This is a genomic window from Acinetobacter sp. TGL-Y2 (assembly GCF_001612555.1).
Lineage (GTDB): Bacteria > Pseudomonadota > Gammaproteobacteria > Pseudomonadales > Moraxellaceae > Acinetobacter.
The window spans coordinates 1,428,736-1,446,321 of the sequence record NZ_CP015110.1 but is presented as its reverse complement, the minus strand read 5'-3'; the positions used below and the strand labels follow the sequence as shown (position 1 = coordinate 1,446,321).

At 40.2% G+C, this 17,586-nt stretch carries 16 protein-coding genes and 1 pseudogene; 16 read left to right on the top strand and 1 reads right to left on the bottom strand.

Features of this window, described 5'->3' with window-relative positions; translation table 11 throughout:
• The first annotated feature begins 188 nt into the window (after positions 1–188).
• From AMD27_RS06680 to AMD27_RS06660, 5 genes and pseudogenes are all read left to right on the top strand, one after another.
• Positions 189–536: a hypothetical protein gene (locus AMD27_RS06680; protein WP_067658036.1), complete on the top strand. Its 348-nt coding sequence runs from the start codon at positions 189–191 to the stop codon at positions 534–536.
• A 301-nt stretch (positions 537–837) separates the two neighbouring features.
• Positions 838–1,734, top strand: coding sequence for a bile acid:sodium symporter family protein (locus AMD27_RS06675; protein WP_067658032.1), 897 nt, complete (start codon positions 838–840; stop codon positions 1,732–1,734).
• A gap of 107 nt (positions 1,735–1,841) precedes the next feature.
• A pseudogene (locus AMD27_RS06670) lies at positions 1,842–2,227 on the top strand (YiaA/YiaB family inner membrane protein).
• Positions 2,228–2,584: 357 nt separating this feature from the next.
• Positions 2,585–3,514 carry a reductase gene (locus tag AMD27_RS06665; protein WP_067658030.1) on the top strand — a complete coding sequence of 310 codons (930 nt, stop codon included), beginning with the start codon at positions 2,585–2,587 and terminating at the stop codon, positions 3,512–3,514.
• 21 nt (positions 3,515–3,535) lie between these two features.
• On the top strand, positions 3,536–4,099 hold the full coding sequence (locus AMD27_RS06660) for a flavoprotein (RefSeq protein ID WP_067658028.1): 564 nt from the start codon (positions 3,536–3,538) through the stop codon (positions 4,097–4,099).
• A gap of 721 nt (positions 4,100–4,820) precedes the next feature.
• Here AMD27_RS06660 and AMD27_RS06655 read toward each other — a convergent pair.
• Positions 4,821–5,657, bottom strand: coding sequence for a pyruvate, water dikinase regulatory protein (locus AMD27_RS06655; protein ID WP_067658026.1), 837 nt, complete (start codon positions 5,655–5,657; stop codon positions 4,821–4,823).
• A gap of 153 nt (positions 5,658–5,810) precedes the next feature.
• Here AMD27_RS06655 and ppsA point away from each other — a divergent pair, with 153 nt between their 5' ends.
• From ppsA to dnaB, 11 genes are all read left to right on the top strand, one after another.
• Positions 5,811–8,189, top strand: a complete 2,379-nt coding sequence (gene ppsA / locus AMD27_RS06650; protein ID WP_067658022.1) for a phosphoenolpyruvate synthase — start codon at positions 5,811–5,813, stop codon at positions 8,187–8,189.
• A 77-nt stretch (positions 8,190–8,266) separates the two neighbouring features.
• A complete protein-coding gene (locus tag AMD27_RS06645; RefSeq protein ID WP_067658019.1) occupies positions 8,267–9,040 on the top strand; it encodes an RDD family protein in 774 nt (257 codons plus the stop codon).
• Positions 9,041–9,326: 286 nt separating this feature from the next.
• A complete protein-coding gene (gene cyoA / locus AMD27_RS06640; protein ID WP_067658017.1) occupies positions 9,327–10,400 on the top strand; it encodes a ubiquinol oxidase subunit II in 1,074 nt (357 codons plus the stop codon).
• Between the two features lie 3 nt (positions 10,401–10,403).
• Positions 10,404–12,392, top strand: coding sequence for a cytochrome o ubiquinol oxidase subunit I (gene cyoB, locus AMD27_RS06635; RefSeq protein ID WP_067658015.1), 1,989 nt, complete (start codon positions 10,404–10,406; stop codon positions 12,390–12,392).
• Positions 12,393–12,396: 4 nt separating this feature from the next.
• Entirely contained in the window at positions 12,397–13,014 is a 618-nt protein-coding gene (cyoC, locus tag AMD27_RS06630) for a cytochrome o ubiquinol oxidase subunit III (RefSeq protein ID WP_067658013.1), read from the top strand.
• Positions 13,011–13,343: a cytochrome o ubiquinol oxidase subunit IV gene (gene cyoD, locus AMD27_RS06625; protein WP_171254831.1), complete on the top strand. Its 333-nt coding sequence runs from the start codon at positions 13,011–13,013 to the stop codon at positions 13,341–13,343. The genes cyoC and cyoD overlap by 4 nt, the downstream gene beginning before the upstream one ends.
• 9 nt (positions 13,344–13,352) lie before the next feature.
• Positions 13,353–14,231: a heme o synthase gene (gene cyoE, locus AMD27_RS06620; RefSeq protein ID WP_067658009.1), complete on the top strand. Its 879-nt coding sequence runs from the start codon at positions 13,353–13,355 to the stop codon at positions 14,229–14,231.
• A 403-nt stretch (positions 14,232–14,634) separates the two neighbouring features.
• Positions 14,635–15,021, top strand: a complete 387-nt coding sequence (rpsF, locus tag AMD27_RS06615; protein WP_067658007.1) for a 30S ribosomal protein S6 — start codon at positions 14,635–14,637, stop codon at positions 15,019–15,021.
• A gap of 12 nt (positions 15,022–15,033) precedes the next feature.
• Positions 15,034–15,261 (top strand): 30S ribosomal protein S18, encoded by a 228-nt coding sequence (gene rpsR, locus AMD27_RS06610; protein WP_004648825.1) that lies wholly within the window; start codon positions 15,034–15,036, stop codon positions 15,259–15,261.
• Between the two features lie 9 nt (positions 15,262–15,270).
• A complete protein-coding gene (gene rplI, locus AMD27_RS06605; protein WP_067658005.1) occupies positions 15,271–15,717 on the top strand; it encodes a 50S ribosomal protein L9 in 447 nt (148 codons plus the stop codon).
• A 214-nt stretch (positions 15,718–15,931) separates the two neighbouring features.
• Entirely contained in the window at positions 15,932–17,377 is a 1,446-nt protein-coding gene (dnaB, locus tag AMD27_RS06600) for a replicative DNA helicase (protein WP_067658003.1), read from the top strand.
• Positions 17,378–17,586: the final 209 nt, after the last annotated feature.

The window sequence follows — 17,586 nt, the reverse complement described above, 5'->3', positions numbered from 1 at the left end:
CTGATTTTTTTATTGGTTTTTTTTGTGGCGCAAATAATGTACATCAATTTAACTACAAAGTACTGAATTTTTGCATATTTACTGCAATAACATACAATTTTAATTAAAACATTACAGCTTAATCACTCATTGAGCCGAGTTATTTATATAGCATATTTAATAATAAGCTCAGACCCAAGGGATCGATCATGAAAACTCAAGTTCTGCTCACAACAATAATGTGTACACTCTTTTTTAGTGGTTTCAGCCAAGCCAATGACAAGGTTGAAAGCACGTATGATGCAAAAAAATACCAACAAGTTTGTCAGGGAAAATCTGAAGGTGCTGAAGTCAGTTTTGCTTATAAAGGCATTATTTGGAATGGAACCTGTCAACCGCAATTTATCCCAGCCAATGCTAAAGGTCTTACAGGTAATGAAGCTCAATTAAATTCAATCTGCCGCAGCGACGCAGCCACCAAATCGATTAATATTGAAGGCAAAGACTATAAAGGAAAATGTGGCTTAGGCTATGCTCCTCCTATGCCAAAACAATAAATACATTCAAAATCATTTAAATGGTGCCTGTAGAAATGTATTTTCTTCAGGCGCTTTTTTTATATAAGTCGATCTCGAAGCGCTCATTGAATCCACGTATAGCCTCATGCGTTCAAGAAAGGTTCTATAAATGAATTGCTTTTGTTTTTTAATAACGCTAAAAATAAAATAGATTCAAGTCTTAAAAGCGTGTTCTAAAATAATGCATTCAAAATAGTGAATTCATTAAGAAAGACAATGTATTAAAAATAATGTACAAAATAATTGACTCACAATAAGAATCATAGATTAGGAAAAATCCATGGATACAGGAATCATCACTATTATGCTCCCACTTGCACTGGCTATTGTTATGGCTGGTTTAGGTTTGGAGTTAACTTTAAAAGATTTCGCCCGTGTTAAAAAACATCCCAAAGCAGTATTGATTGCACTTTTTGCTCAGCTGGTGATTTTGGTGGGTATTGCCTTTGTCATCTGTAAAGTTTTAAACCTTCCGCCCCTTTTGGCCGTAGGTTTAATGTTGCTGGCTGCCTCTCCAGGGGGTGCAACCGCGAACTTGTTTAGTTTTTTATATAAAGGCGATATCGCGCTCAATATTACCCTGACCGCAATTAATGCGGTGATTGCGGCGATTACGTTACCGTTGATTGTTAATTTCGCAATTGCACATTTCATTCAAGATTCAACCCAGATTGGCTTACAGTTCAGCAAGATTTTACAAGTCTTTGTGATTATTTTAGTGCCCGTTGCACTGGGAATGCTGATTCGGCATTACGTCCCACATATTGCGCAAAAGCTTGAGAAACCATTGCGAATTTTTGCAGTCGTGTTTCTGGTGTTAATTATTTTGGGTGCAGTACTGTCCGAGCGTGAAAATATTATGCAGTATTTAACTCAAGTCGGTATTGCGACTGCACTGTTCTGCGTCTTAAGTCTGAGTGTCGGATATTTCTTACCGCGACTGCTGAACGTGCCCAGTTTTCAAGCGCGTGCATGTGCATTTGAAATTGGTATTCATAACAGTACTTTGGCAATGACCATTGCCTTAACCATTATGAATAGTCCAGAAGCCGCTATGCCCGCAGCGGTTTATTCCATCTTTATGTACATTTTTGCTGCCATTTTCGGCATGTTGCTCAATCGCTTTGCGCCGATAACTCGCGAACAAGCCGATACGGTTCAGTTACGACATGAATAATTTATAAATAAACTATATAACCCGAATCGCGGATAAGAAATTGACTTGGAAAATAAGAGGACTAGAACCATCAATGGAACCATTGGCTTAAGCAGGATTAGGATTATATTAATAAACCGACCTGCGCTTTTATCGCAGCCAGTTAGGTTGCACTACTTGCAGGTGTTGTTGTTTATGCTGTGGGGCTGTTCAATGCCAATATGCAACTCAATGAAAAAGGCTATTATCTAGTGGTGATTCTTTGTGCCTTATTTGCGTCGGTGTCTTTACAAAAAGTGGTGCGTGACAAACCTGAAGGTTTAGCCGTACCCCCAATTTATTTTGGGCTGTGCTGGGTATCGGTCATCATCTGTATTGGTCTTTTGGCGCTGTAGCCGTCCAGAAGAATATTCGAGATTTGGAGTATTTAAAAACCCATTCGTCTGCGGCTATTGCTCGCTCTAATACGATGTCAGAAATTCAGCCAACTGAACAAGACACTCCTTTAGAGTAAATAAAAGGCATCGTTTGAAATAGTTATACACGCGATGCCTTTAAGCTCATTATTTTATAGATATTTTGATAAACTTTGTTTGCTTGCCTACCTCGTTGCAGTATGTAACCGGCGCCGTTAAACACTCCAATATTCGCCATAAAGATTCTGTTAGACAATCTATTTTCGAAGGATATGTTTTGACCTAAAATAATATGTTCCGAAAAATAATTATTGCTTCTGAATAAAATTACCTATTTAAAACAACTGGTTAAGTGATTAGCAAGAATGATCAAATCATAATTAGCACTTTTGCAAACCCTATCACATTTTTAAAGACTAATATTCATTTAAAACAATTGCAATATGGAATGGATGATGGCTTCTATCGACCTAGATAAAATGCTGGAAAAAGTCAAAAATACTCAATGGACCTTATCTGATATCGATTGGGATGCGCCAGGTCGTGAACTGGTCACTGCTGAACAGTGGCCTAAGCTTAAAGACTTTATGGCGGATCTGATGTGGATTGAGCACGTAGGGGCGCGTGCTTTTTCAGCCATGTCCCCAAAAGCACCGACCGAGACGCTACGCGAAATGTATGCCATTTTCCATGCTGAAGAGCAGCGTCATGCCAATGCTGAAATGGCGCTGATGAAACGTTGGGGCATGCTCGATGGTGATATTCCCAAGCCCAATAAAAATTTAAGATTGATTATCGAATGGTTAGATACCTACGCAGATGACATGCCCTTTTATATTTTGGGTGCGGTCATTCCAATGCTTGAAGTGGCACTTGATGGAGCGCTGTGTACATTCTTACTTGATACGGTCGATGACCCTGTTTGCCATCAAGCTTTCGAACTGATTAACGGTGATGAAGCGCGGCATCTGGGGGTTGGTTTTAGTGTGATGGAAGCACAGGGTGTTAACAAAACCATGATCGAACTTGCACAAATGGCTGCTCGTGCTGTAGATCCACGTATGCTCTTGGGTATTTTGGCTTATTTGCCATTGATCAATAAAATGCGTGATAATGTTATTAAACTTGGATTACCTGAAGAAAAACTTTACGCAGCGATGAATAAGTTTTCTCGTATTGGTGGTCGTACTGTTGAAGGCCGTCGTAATCCATGGTTCCAAATCATTCAATTTCATGGCAAAAACGTAGTAGATCGTAATAAAAAATGGTTCCATATGCCGATTGATGCCATGGTCAAAGTAACCGATAAGATTCCAGAAAAGTCTTTACCGCGGGTGCCAACTTGGATATATGAATTAACAGCAGAACCGAAAGCCATAAACTAAAACAACAATTAGGGACTCAAAATGAAAAATAGGAATAAACAGCACACGGATGCATTTTTTCAAAATACGCCTGAGCATTTTAAACACTACACAGGAAAAATCATTGCCGCAGAAGACATTAAATCACATGACTTTACAGACTTAAAAGTGGCGATCATTGGTGCAAATCAATTGTCTGTGTCACTCCTTGAACACATTTGTCAGAAAGCGCAATTTGTAAAAGTTTTTCAAATGGCACCCCATTTTGTTTTGCCACAGACTGAAACAGGCGTGCAGCGCTTAGTGTCGCATCCACTGATGATTAAAAATCGGCGTTTATTCAACAATCGAATTAAATCACTGCTTGCGATTCGTTATTTGGAATCGCAAGTCTCAGACACATGGCTTAAACGGCAATTGATGCCTAACTCAGCAATGGATAAGAAAATATTTTTCAAGTCAGATCACTATTATGCTGCATTACAGCGTGAAAACTGCAAACTGATTACTTGGCCGATCGTGAAGATTAGTGAAGATGCTATTCAAAGCATGGAAGGCGTTGAACATATTGTCGATGTGATCATTCATACTTATGAGACAACTTAACGCTATTCGCTCAACTATGTTTAAGCCCTATTTAAGCAATTAACATTATTTAAGCAATTAAATAGTAATCAAATAAGGAGTATAACGAGCTCCTCATTTGCTATATTTGAAGGTGTTGGTTTATAAATAGGATTCATCTGATCTTTATAGAACACAGTCGCACCTCATGTTTAAATCCGCCCCTTTTAGGAAATTCATGATTGTAAAAGTATCAGGACGACCTGATTCCTTTTTTCAGTGATTCCGCTTTTTTCGAAAACCTCCACTGTTAAAATAAAGATTTGCCAAGGTTGGGGTATCAAGCGTTTAAAATCCAAATCGGCTTTGTTGCACAAATATTTAAACTACTGATTTATAGTGATTAGTTTCTAGATTAAAAATTAATAAAACCCACTAAAATCAATTCTTTACAAAATATTTATGCAACAAAGTCATCCAAATCTGAAAAAGCAATTTAATTTCAGACACCTTATAAAATTTATATAAAGATAGTTTGTACTTGAGCAAGGTCTCTACTTTATTTAAGTTATCTAATAAGCAATAAATTTAAGTTTTAAGTTTTAAGTTTTAAGTTTTAAGTGAAAATTAAAGCTCAACAAAAAAAGCCAGCACGATGCTGACTCTATTTAGAACCAACCATTACAGCAAATGAATTGAGCACGTGACGCTATAGATCAAATACCTAAATCAGTTGGTTCATTTTCTTAAATTAGCTGGCCCATTAGCCGATCCGTCGCTTAAGTCCCGTCATTTGTAAAATACGAGTAGAAATCTCTTCGATTGACATTTCTGAGACATCCAAGTATTTAATCCCTTCAGATATATAGATGCCTTCTACTGCGCGAAGTTCCATTTGACATTGACTAAAGCTGGCATAACGACTGTTGGCTTTACGCTCTGTACGAATCGCCACCAGTCTTTCAGCATCAATCATCAAACCAAACAGTTTATGTTTATGTTCTTTTAAGACTTTCGGTAAACGATTGTCATCTAAGTCTTCTTCAGTCAGTGGATAGTTCGCCACACGTATCCCAAACTGCAAGGACAAATAAATCGAGGTTGGTGTTTTGCCAGACCGTGATACCCCAATCAAAATCAGATCGGCTTTGTCATAGTGTCGGGTTCGTGCACCATCGTCATTGTCCAGTGCAAAATGAACCGCATCAATACGTGCTTTATACGACTCAGAATCGGTTACTGCATGGGTTTGTCCGACTAAAGTTGTAGGCGCAGTTCCCAGCACTTCTGACAGTTTACTAATCATTCCTTCGAACACATCTAAGTTAACTGCATTGGCTGTATTGATGATATCTCTCACATAAGGATCGACCAATGTGTCAAACACCAAAGGCAATTGACCATCACGCGCTGAACACTGGTTAATCTCAGCGACCACAATGGTTGCAGCCTCTTCTGTGGTAATGTAAGGAATGATATGAATATCAAAATCAACATGAGGAAATTGTGCCAATAAAGAATGCCCAAGTGTCTCTGCAGTGATGGCAGTTCCATCGGAAATAAAAAAAACACTTCGTTTAATATCTTTACTTTCTGACATTAAAATTCTCCTCAATTATTTATCTAAGTGCTATATAATCATTATAGTAAACTGATCTTACATGACTGTCGCTTAGTAAAATAATTTTGCTAAGTTTTTCATAAAATATCATGCCAAGATAGTGATTAATACTGCATAAGTGGAGTAACAACTTTGGAAGCACGCGTAATCGGTCTGGAAAAATTAGGTAAACACGACGTAGAGATCGTGGGTGGTAAAAACTCATCACTGGGAGAAATGATCAGTCATTTAGCCAATGCTGGTGTATCCGTACCAGGTGGTTTTGCAACGACCGCAGCTGCTTATCGTGAGTTCCTTGAGCAAAGTGGATTAAATGCCAAAATTTCAGCAGAATTGAAACAACTTAATGTTGATGATGTGAATGCACTGGCTGAAACTGGCGCTCAAATCCGCCAATGGATTGTAGACACCCCGCTTACTACCACACTCGAAAAAGAAGTCCGCGATGCGTTCGCTGTACTTTCAAACGGCAACCCAGATATCGCGGTTGCCGTTCGTTCTTCTGCGACTGCTGAAGACTTACCAGACGCATCATTTGCAGGTCAACAAGAAACCTTCTTAAACATCCGCGGTATTGATAACGTTCTGATCGCAATTAAAGAAGTTTTCGCATCTTTATATAATGACCGCGCGATTGCTTACCGTGTGCATCAAAACTTTGACCATGACATCGTAGCCTTGTCTGCGGGTGTACAACGTATGGTTCGCTCTGAAACGGGTGCAGCGGGTGTGATGTTTACACTCGACACTGAATCTGGTTTCCGTGATGTTGTATTTATTACTGCATCTTATGGTTTGGGTGAAATGGTGGTTCAGGGCGCAGTAAACCCAGACGAATTCTATTTATCGAAGCCACTATTGAATGCAGGTCGTCATGCAGTAATCCGTCGTAACCTAGGCTCTAAACACCAAAAAATGATTTATGGTGAAGAAGGCTCTACAGGTAAATCAGTCACTATCGTTGACGTTGAAAAACAAGATCGTCAACAATTTGCGTTGAATGACCTCGAACTTCAAGAACTCGCAAAACAAGCGTTGATCATTGAAAACCATTACGGTTCTCCAATGGATATCGAATGGGCGAAAGATGGCGACGACGGTCAAATTTATATCGTTCAAGCACGTCCTGAAACTGTGAAAAGCCGTGAAAATGTCGGCACAATGGAACGCTACCTGTTAAAACAAAAAGGTACAGTAATTTGTGAAGGTCGTTCAATTGGTCAACGTATCGGTTCTGGTCGCGTGCGTATCATTTCTTCTGTAAAAGAAATGGATAAAGTGCAAGATGGTGATGTTCTCGTATCGGATATGACAGATCCAGACTGGGAACCAGTCATGAAGCGTGCCGCGGCGATTATCACCAACCGTGGTGGTCGTACTTGTCACGCAGCCATTATTGCACGTGAACTTGGCGTACCTGCAATTGTAGGTTGTGGCAATGCAACTGAAATTTTGGTTGATGGTCAAGAAGTGACTGTGTCTTGCGCTGAAGGCGATACAGGTTTCATCTATGAAGGTGCTTTAGATTTCGAAGTTCAACGTAACTCGATCGAATCTATGCCAACACTTCCGTTCAAAATCATGATGAACGTTGGTAACCCTGACCGCGCATTTGACTTCGCGCAAATTCCAAACGAAGGGATTGGTCTTGCACGTTTAGAATTTATCATCAACCGTATGATTGGTGTACATCCTAAAGCACTTCTAAACATTGATAGCTTACCGCGTGAAACACGTGCTGCTGTTCTATCTCGTACAGCGGGTTATGCATCACCTATCGAATTCTACGTTGAAAAACTCGTTGAAGGTATTTCTACTCTTGCTGCCGCATTTGCAGACAAACCAGTGATTGTGCGTATGTCTGACTTTAAGTCAAATGAATATGCAAATTTGATTGGTGGTAAGCTGTACGAGCCAGAAGAAGAAAATCCAATGCTTGGCTTCCGTGGTGCAAGTCGCTACGTGTCTGACAATTTCCGTGATTGTTTCGAGCTTGAGTGCCGTGCTCTGAAAAAAGCGCGTGAAGAAATGGGCTTGACCAATATTCAAATCATGATTCCTTTTGTACGTACTGTAGCTGAAGCGAAGCGTGTGATTGAACTCTTGGCTCTAAATGGTTTGAAACGTGGTGAAAACGGCCTTAAAGTAATCATGATGTGTGAATTACCAACCAATGCACTGTTGGCTGAACAATTCCTTGAGCACTTTGATGGTTTCTCTATTGGTTCAAACGACTTAACACAATTAACATTGGGTCTAGACCGTGACTCTGGTATCGTATCTCACTTGTTTGACGAACGTGATCCAGCAGTGAAAGCGCTGCTTTCTATGGCGATTCATGCATGTCGCAAAGCTGGCAAATACGTAGGTATTTGTGGTCAAGGTCCTTCTGATCACCCAGATTTAGCACAATGGTTAATGGAACAAGGCATCGAATCTGTTTCATTGAATCCAGACTCAGTTTTAGACACTTGGTTCTTTCTTGCAGCAGAAAAGACTAAACAAGCGTAATAAAACGTGTTAAAAAAAGACCCATTCGTGGGTCTTTTTTTTCCCATCATATTTTGAAGTTTTGAGATTTTAGTTTTATGCAAATTTACTTGGCGCGAAATAATCAACAAGCTGGCCCATACACTGTAGAGCAAATTAATCAAATGCTTGCAAGCCAACAAGTATTGTTGACTGACTTGGCTTGGCATCAAGGTATGGCTGAATGGAAAGCTCTAGGTGAACTCACACAAGGTAAGCTTGAGTATCAACCTACAGGCTACGTGCCTTCCGCACCCTTTCCGACAGAAACTCAAACTTCAGAAACCTCGTCTCATACCATTCAGGTGAACAAAAAGCAAAATTCAACAGAACTCGCTTCATTGGGCTCACGCTTTCTCGCTAAAATTGTGGATTTAGCTTTATGGTTACCTGCGATGATAATCCCTTCTTTTTTCTTAACAGAAGAGCAAGTAGCGCAATTGTCTCAGCTACAACAGAAAATGCAAAATACATCTTCATCTGATCAAGCCGTTCAACTTCAAGAGCAATTATTTACCCTGATTCCGCCTGAAGCATGGCAAGCAATGGGTGTTTATATTGCGCTTATGCTTGTAGCTCAAGCCTTTTTAATCGCTAAAAGTGGACAAAGTTTAGGCAAAAAAGTAACCAAGATTCAAATCGTAGATGCCAAAAATGGTGAAAAAGTAAACTTGATGCGCGCTTTTACACTGCGCAGTATGATCTTCATTATTTTAAATATGATTTTCATGCCTTTCATTACAATCATTGATCATGTGTTTGCTTTGAGTGAAAAGCGTCAAACTTTGCACGACAAACTTGCAAAAACCAAAGTGATTAAACGATTAAAATAAGCCAAAGGGATACCAAAGTATCCCCTTTTTTATAAGCTTGATTTGACACAATAAATACCACTTTCAAAACCCAATTCCGACTAAAGGAATTGGGTTTAATCCTTATATTTAAAGGTACTTTATATATAGCTTAGTTTATATTTATAGGGCATAATGCCCTACAACGTAGCGGTGTCTGATGATTGAAAACTCTCATAAACTAGTTTTTGGGTTTTCAATCATGTGACACTATAATCGCTATCCCATAATTTATTTAGGGAATGGGACTCTTCACCGAGGTTGTAAAATGAGACAAACAATTTTAGCTGTATTGTCTTTATCAACGCTTGCTATGCTCTTAACAGGGTGTGGCGGTGATATGGTACTTCTAAACTCAAAAGGTCCAGTCGCTCAAGGTCAATCAGACCTCATGATGACTGCGATCTATTTAATGCTATTGGTGGTCATTCCATCGGCTATCATGGCATTATGGTTTGGTTGGAAATATCGCGCGTCGAATAAAGATGCAGACTATAGACCGACATGGGCACACTCTACAGTTATCGAAATCGTAGTGTGGGGTATCCCGTGTATTATTATTGGTATTTTAGCGTATCTAACATGGTGGGGCTCACACAAGTATGACCCTTACCGTCCGCTCGAATCAGACAAAGCACCTTTAACTATTCAGGTTATTTCTGAACAGTTTAAGTGGGTTTTCGTTTATCCGGAACAACAAATTGCGACAGTTAACGAAGTGCGTTTCCCAGAAAAGACACCTCTTAACTTTAACATTACCTCTAACTTCACAATGAACTCATTCTTCATTCCACAGTTAGCGGGTCAAATTTATGCAATGGCGGGTATGCAAACTCAACTTCACATGCTTGCTGATGCTGAAGGCGTATATCGTGGTTTCTCTTCGAACTACTCAGGTTATGGTTTCACACAAATGCGCTTCCTTGCTCACTCTGTGTCTGAACCAGCATTTGCAGAATGGGTTGCTGCTGTTAAAGCGGGCAACGGTACTTCTGTAAACCCAGAAGCAGTTCAAAAGACCATTTTAGACCAAGCTGAATTTGCAACCTTACGTGATGGTAACCGCTCGAAATTCCAAATCGAATCTATGGTTGCGAATGCTAAAACAGATTTAGAGAAAAAACTTGCAGCAACTGCTGAAGCAGAGGGTCCTTACCCAACTAAGCCACACCCAGTGACTTATTACTCTTCAGTTGAGCCAAAGTTATTTGAATCTGTAATTAACAAATACATGAGCAACTACCACGGTGCTGATCACTCAGCTGCTGCTGGCACTCATGAGGCTGCTGCTTCTGACGCACATGCCGATGTTGAACCCGCTTCTTCAGTTGTAGGGGAATAAGACATGAGCTTCTTAGGTAAGTTAGGTCCAGATGCAATCCCACATGATCCAATCGTGTTGGCGACTGTTGCACTGATGGTATTAGGCGGACTTGCACTCTTTGCAGGCATCACCTACTTCAAAAAATGGAACTACTTGTGGACTGAATGGTTCACTTCTGTAGACCATAAAAAAATTGGTATTATGTACCTGATCGTATCTGTTGTGATGCTGCTTCGTGGCTTCGCAGATGCAATCATGATGCGCCTTCAATTGTTCCTTGCAAAAGGTGGCGGTGAAGGTTATTTGCACCCCGAACACTACGACCAAATCTTTACTGCGCATGGCGTAATTATGATTTTCTTCGTAGCAATGGGTCTAGTTGTGGGCTTAATGAACATTGCTGTACCTCTTCAAATTGGTGCACGTGACGTTGCCTTCCCATTATTAAACTCGTTAAGCTTCTGGTTGTTTGCTGGTGCTGCTGGTCTAATGATGGCTTCTCTTGCTCTAGGCGAATTCGCTGCAACTGGTTGGATGGCTTACCCTCCACTATCAGGCATCGAATACTCACCTGGCGTAGGTATGGACTACTATATCTGGGCACTTCAGATCTCTGGTCTAGGTACGCTTTTAACGGGTGTTAACTTCTTTGTGACCATCATTAAAATGCGCGCACCTGGTATGGGTCTTATGGACATGCCAATCTTTACCTGGACATCTTTATGTACAGCAGTATTGATCATTGCGGCATTCCCAGTATTGACTGCTACTATTGCAATGTTGACACTTGACCGTTACTTCGGTTTCCACTTCTTTACCAATGACTTGGGCGGTAGTCCAATGTTGTACGTAAACTTGATTTGGACTTGGGGTCACCCAGAAGTATACATTCTGGTTCTTCCTGCTTTTGGTTTGTATTCAGAAATCGTGTCTACGTTCTCTCGCAAATCATTGTTTGGTTACAAGTCAATGGTGTATGCAACGATCGCAATTACAGTTCTTGCGTTCGTAGTATGGTTACATCACTTCTTTACGATGGGTGCAGGTGCCAACGTTAACGCGTTCTTCGGTATCATGACCATGGTTATTGCGATCCCAACGGGTGTTAAAATCTTCTCATGGTTATTCACCATGTATAAGGGTCGTATTACCTTCACATCACCTATGTACTGGACACTTGGTTTCCTTGTGACTTTCGGTATTGGTGGTTTGACTGGCGTATTGATGGCTGTTCCACCCGCTGACTTCTTGGTACATAACTCATTATTCTTAATCGCTCACTTCCATAACGTTATTATCGGTGGTGTTGTGTTCGGAATGTTTGCAGGAATCACTTTCTACTGGCCGAAAATGTTCGGTTGGAAGTTAAGCGAATTCTGGGGCAAAGCGAGTTTTTGGTTCTGGTTCTTTGGTTTCTACTTTGCGTTCATGCCGCTTTATGTTCTTGGGTTCATGGGTATGACTCGTCGTTTGAACTCTTATGACAATCCAGAATGGGACCCGTATGTTGGTATTGCACTTTTTGGTGCTGTATTAATCGCGATTGGTATTGCTTGTTTCATCTTACAAATCCTTGTAGGTTACTTGCAACGTGAGAAAAATATGGACGTTACTGGCGATCCATGGGATGCACGTACACTTGAATGGTCGACTTCATCTCCTGCTCCATTTTATAACTTTGCAACACTTCCTCAAGCGAATGGTATCGACCGCTTCTGGACAGACAAAGAAAATGGCGTAGCATATGCACGTCCAACGAAGTACGAAGACGTTCATATGCCGACGAATCGTGCTGCGGGTATGGTTATTGCTTTGATCATTACTGTAATGGGCTTTGCTTTAATCTGGCATATCTGGTGGTTAGCTGTTATTTCGTTTATCGCTGCAATCATTGGCTTCATCGCAAGTTCGTTCACCAAAAAAGTGGACTACTATGTACCTGCTGCTGAAGTTGAGCGTATCGAAAACGAACGTTATGCTTTACTTGAACAACACTTGAAGAAGGACTAAGGATATGGCTGAAGTACTTCATCACGAAAACCATGAGCATGATGAGCATCATCACGATGATACTGACATCACGGTCTTTGGTTTTTGGACTTACTTGATGAGTGACTTGATTTTATTCGGTACACTCTTCATTGCGTTCGCTGTATTAAGCAGTCATATTCCACCTGGAACACCAAGTGCGAAAGATCTGTTTGGAGATTCTCTCGGTTTTGTTTTAACTGAGACCTTTGCTCTTTTGATCTCTTCAGTAACATTTGGTTTTGCAGTGCTTGCTGCTTACAAAAAGAATGTAAACCAAGTTTTGGCTTGGCTTGCTGTGACTTTTGTGTTCGGTGCGTCGTTCATCGGTATGGAACTTTATGAATTCAATCATTTAGTTCACGCTGGTCATGGACCTACCACAAGTGCGTTTTTATCTGCGTTCTTTACCTTAGTCGGTACGCATGGTATTCACGTCACTTCAGGTTTGGTATGGATGATCGTGTTAATGATTCAAATCAAGAAAAATGGTTTGACTACAATCAACACACGTCGTCTTGCATGCCTAAGCTTATTTTGGCACTTCCTTGACATCGTATGGATCTGCGTATTTAGCGTAGTGTACTTGATGGGAGTAATATAATGAGTCACGATCACAATACTGCTGAAGCTTCACACGGTAACGCGAAGCAATACACCATTGGTTTCATCGTCTCTGTTCTGTTGACTGTAGTACCCTTCTACATGGCAATGAACCCTGAAGATTTTAGCCGTGGTGCGATTATCGCGGTTATCGGTATTACAGCTGTTGCGCAGGTTCTTGTTCAATTGGTTTACTTCTTGCACATGAACTCATCTGCTGAACAGCGTTGGAACGTGATTGCATTTATCTATACAATTCTGACTATTGCGGTTCTTATGGTTGGTTCTGTGTGGATCATGAACTACTTACATTCTAATATGATGATCTAAACGATTGTCATGTTAAAAAAGTATATATTCCTGACTAAGCCAGGAATTCTATTTGGTAACTTTGTTACTACCTTGGGTGGCTATTTCCTAGCCACTCAAGGTTCAGTGGATTTCCTTCTCCTGCTTTTAACCCTCCTTGGTACAACTTTGGTTGTTGCCTCTGGTTGCGTGATCAATAACGTTATTGATCAAGACATCGACCACAAAATGCAGCGCACTCAAAATCGCGCGCTGGTGAAAAAAACCATTTCTGTTCCTGTTGCCTATGTTTTTGCATTGGTACTGGGTTTGCTTGGTTTTGGCATTTTATGGTTTTGGGTGAATGCGTACGCTTTTCTTTTTGCTGTGATTGGTTTTGTGGTTTATGTGGGCTTTTATAGTCTTTGGACCAAACGTACAACAATCCATCAAACGATCGTGGGTAGTATTTCGGGCGCAAGCCCCCCTGTCATTGGGTATACTGCTGTTACGGGTCAATTTGATGTCGCAGCTTTACTTATTTTCATCGGTTACGCGCTTTGGCAAATGCCACACTCATGGGCAATTGCAATTTACCGTTTTGATGATTATAAAAATGCAGGTATTCCGATTCTACCTGTAGCAAGATCGATCTACCGCACCAAAGTTGAATCACTCATTTATGTGATTTTATTTGGCATCGCCATGAATGCATTATTCGTTTATGGATATACCAACTGGGTGTATTTGATCATTATTAACATCTTGTGCTTATATTGGTTGTATTTAGCAGTGATTGGATTTAAAGCAGAAAATGATCAAATTTGGGCAAAGAAATTTTTCCTCTTCTCTGTCATTTTAATCACGATTATGAGTATCAGCTTTAGCTTTACCTATATATCGCCTGCACCGCAATTACTGCTTTTTTAGAAGATAGAGTTTTACTCTATCTTTTTTTTGCTTTTAAAACGCTGAATCCACTTTACTTTCTTATGTCATTTATGAGGATTATTTGTAACGAGCAACTTAAACTTACTCAATCTCAGTAAGCGATTAAAGAAAATAAAGTAAAATTTACAATAAAATCTGCAATGCATAATGTTGGTTTTTTCAAAAAATACTAAACACAAAACAAAATATAAGGCCGTGATCAATCGAAAAGCATTTACTGATTGTAGTAAATAGGGAAAGTTTCATTTGTAATCAGACCCAATCTTTCCTATAATAAGCCCCTCGCAATTTATGCGGCACATACTGATTGTTTACATTCAGTTGTGACTCCTTGCTTCAGATTCATTTAATCTGGGGCTGTATAAACCGTAAGGAGCTGACAATGCGTCACTACGAAATCGTAACTCTGGTACACCCAGACCAAAGCGATCAAGTTGTGGGAATGGTAGAACGCTACATTTCTCACATCAAAGATGCTGGTGGTCAAATTCACCGTTTAGAAGATTGGGGCCGTCGTCAATTGGCTTACCCAATTAACAAAATTCACAAAGCGCATTACATTTTAATGAACATTGAATGTAATCAAACTACGCTTAATGAATTAGAAGAATTGTTCCGTTACAACGATGCAATCCTTCGTAATGTTATTATTCGTCGTGAACACGCAATTACTGAAGAGTCTTTACTTGCTAAAAGTGCTGAAGAAAAACGTGCGCGTAAAGCTCAACGTGAAGAAGCACAACAAGTTCAAGATTCTGCTGAAGCATAAGGAGAACATTCAATGGCACGTTTTTACCGTCGTCGCAAGTTCTGCCGCTTTACAGCTGAGAAAGTTGCTTACATCGACTACAAAGATATCGATACGTTAAAACAGTACATCACTGAAAATGGCAAGATTGTTCCTAGCCGTATTACAGGTACTAAAGCTCGTTACCAACGTCAATTAGCGCTTGCGATTAAACAAGCTCGCTACTTGTCTTTGATCCCTTACACTGACAATCATAAGTGAGGTTGAGCTGTGGATATTATTTTATTACAACGCGTTAAAAACCTTGGTAAATTAGGTGATAAAGTTTCAGTTAAAGCTGGTTACGGCCGCAACTACCTTATCCCTCAAGGTCAAGCAGTAGCAGCGACTGAAGCTAACACTGCTGCATTCGAAGCTCGTCGTGCGGAACTTGAAAAGCAAGAAGCTGATGTATTAGCTGCTGCTCAAGCACGTGCTGACCAGTTGGACGAAGTGAATATCGTGATCACTGCGAAAGCGGGCGATGAAGGTAAACTATTCGGTTCAATCGGTACACGTGACATCGCTGATGCGTTGACAAATGCTGGTCTAGAAGTTGACCGTGCAGAAGTTCGTTTACCGAACGGTGCACTTCGTCACACTGGCGAATTCAACATTGCAATCCAATTGCATCATGATGTTGTTGCTGAAGTTCTCGTTACTATCGTATCTGAGTAATTTTTGCAAAGAAAAGAGCATGCTTTTGCATGCTCTTTTTTTATCTATAATTTTTGATTATCCGCTTCATTTGATCCATTGCTACAATGATTTTTACTGAATTTGTTTTAAGCTCTCCTTTTTGATTGATATTTCAGTTATGCTCTTATCTGTTTCAGATGAAATAAATCAGTAGTTTCTGATCATTCAGTTTTATTAAAAATCAAGGTCTTATATGTCTCAGGCGACTGCCAATGCGAAAACCAATAATTTTGATCATGATTCTAAAAAGCTTGAATCTGCATCCTTAAAAGAATTTCGCACGCCTCCGCATAACTTGGCCATAGAACAGGCCGTGCTTGCAGCGCTCATGACCGTTGCTGAGTCTTTTGAACAAGTCAGCGATGTGTTATCCGAGAATGATTTCTATGCAACACGCCATAAATATATTTATAGAGCCATTGAAAAGTTAGCCCAAGACAACTCTCCTTATGATGCAGTCTTAGTGAATGACTGGCTGATTCGACAAAACCTGCTTGATGCCGTCGGTGGTGAAGAATACCTGATGCAGTTGATGACAGATTCACCTGCAAGTTTTTATAATCTCGAAATTTATGCGGTTAAAATTCGTGAATTTGCAACTTTAAGAAATATGATTAAAGTCGGTAACGAAATTTTGCAAAATGCTTACGACACCAAAGGTCGTGAAGTGAGTGAAATTTTAGATTTAGCCGAAACCAATATTTTTTCTATTGCGGAACAACATAATAACAACGCCAAAGCGCAAGGTCCGAAATCAATCAGCAGTGTAACCGCCGATTTGATTGCAAAATTGGACGAACTTTCTCAACTTGAAGGTAGCATCACAGGCTTAAGCACTGGCTTTGTAGAATTAGACAATAAAACATCTGGCATGCAAGCCGGTGATATGATTATTGTGGCAGCCCGCCCTTCCATGGGTAAAACTACACTTGCGATGAATTTGGTCGAAAGCGTCTTATTCAACAGTAACTTGCCTGCACTGGTTTTCTCTATGGAGATGCCCGCAGACTCGATTGCGATGCGTATGATTTCATCTTTTGGTCGGGTGCATCAAGGTCATTTGCGTTCTGGTAAAATGGATGGTGATGAATGGTCTAAGGTTACAGGCACTATTTTGCAACTGCAAGAAAAGCATTTATATATAGATGACTCCTCTGCCCTACCTCCGACTGAATTACGCGCTCGCGCTCGACGTATTGCAAAACAGCACGGTGGTAAGCTCGGTTGTATTATGGTCGATTACCTTCAGCTCATGAAAGTACCTGGCATGGGCGATAACCGTGTGGGTGAGATTGGTGAAATTTCCCGAAGCTTAAAAGCGCTTGCTAAAGAAATGCAGTGTCCTGTGATTGCACTTTCACAGCTGAACCGCTCACTAGAGAACCGACCGAATAAACGCCCTGTGATGTCAGACTTACGTGAATCTGGCGCAATTGAGCAGGATGCCGATTTGATTATGTTTATTTACCGCGATGAGGTGTATAACAAAGAGTCTAAAGAAGCTGGTACTGCCGAAATTATTATTGGTAAACAACGTAACGGTCCAATTGGTACAGTACGCTTGGCTTTTGAAGGTCAATATACCCGTTTTAGCAATCTATCTCCTGAATACTACGCGCAGTATCAAGACGAAGAATAATGAAAAGTCTTATTCAAAAGAGACTATGGGTCTCTTTTTTTTGTTTGAAATTTCGATCACTCACGTTTTATAAAACTTAGATTAATATTTGAAGTGCAACACCATGTTCTTGAAATAATACCTGACTCGGACTTTTAAAGCCGAGTCTTTTTTTTGGGCGATGATTCAATCGCTCAGTGATTTCTGAAATATATAGTCACTCAAATCAT

Excerpts from the sequence above, each read along its gene's own strand:
- rpsR (WP_004648825.1), top strand. The coding sequence starts at position 15,034 with ATGGCACGTTTTTACCGTCGTCGCAAGTTCTGCCGCTTTACAGCTGAG.
- cyoE (WP_067658009.1), top strand. The coding sequence starts at position 13,353 with ATGTTAAAAAAGTATATATTCCTGACTAAGCCAGGAATTCTATTTGGT.
- dnaB (WP_067658003.1), top strand. The coding sequence starts at position 15,932 with ATGTCTCAGGCGACTGCCAATGCGAAAACCAATAATTTTGATCATGAT.
- AMD27_RS06665 (WP_067658030.1), top strand. The coding sequence starts at position 2,585 with ATGGCTTCTATCGACCTAGATAAAATGCTGGAAAAAGTCAAAAATACT.
- AMD27_RS06675 (WP_067658032.1), top strand. The coding sequence starts at position 838 with ATGGATACAGGAATCATCACTATTATGCTCCCACTTGCACTGGCTATT.
- AMD27_RS06660 (WP_067658028.1), top strand. The coding sequence starts at position 3,536 with ATGAAAAATAGGAATAAACAGCACACGGATGCATTTTTTCAAAATACG.
- AMD27_RS06680 (WP_067658036.1), top strand. The coding sequence starts at position 189 with ATGAAAACTCAAGTTCTGCTCACAACAATAATGTGTACACTCTTTTTT.
- AMD27_RS06655 (WP_067658026.1), bottom strand. The coding sequence starts at position 5,657 with ATGTCAGAAAGTAAAGATATTAAACGAAGTGTTTTTTTTATTTCCGAT.
- rpsF (WP_067658007.1), top strand. The coding sequence starts at position 14,635 with ATGCGTCACTACGAAATCGTAACTCTGGTACACCCAGACCAAAGCGAT.
- AMD27_RS06645 (WP_067658019.1), top strand. The coding sequence starts at position 8,267 with ATGCAAATTTACTTGGCGCGAAATAATCAACAAGCTGGCCCATACACT.
- cyoC (WP_067658013.1), top strand. The coding sequence starts at position 12,397 with ATGGCTGAAGTACTTCATCACGAAAACCATGAGCATGATGAGCATCAT.
- cyoB (WP_067658015.1), top strand. The coding sequence starts at position 10,404 with ATGAGCTTCTTAGGTAAGTTAGGTCCAGATGCAATCCCACATGATCCA.
- cyoA (WP_067658017.1), top strand. The coding sequence starts at position 9,327 with ATGAGACAAACAATTTTAGCTGTATTGTCTTTATCAACGCTTGCTATG.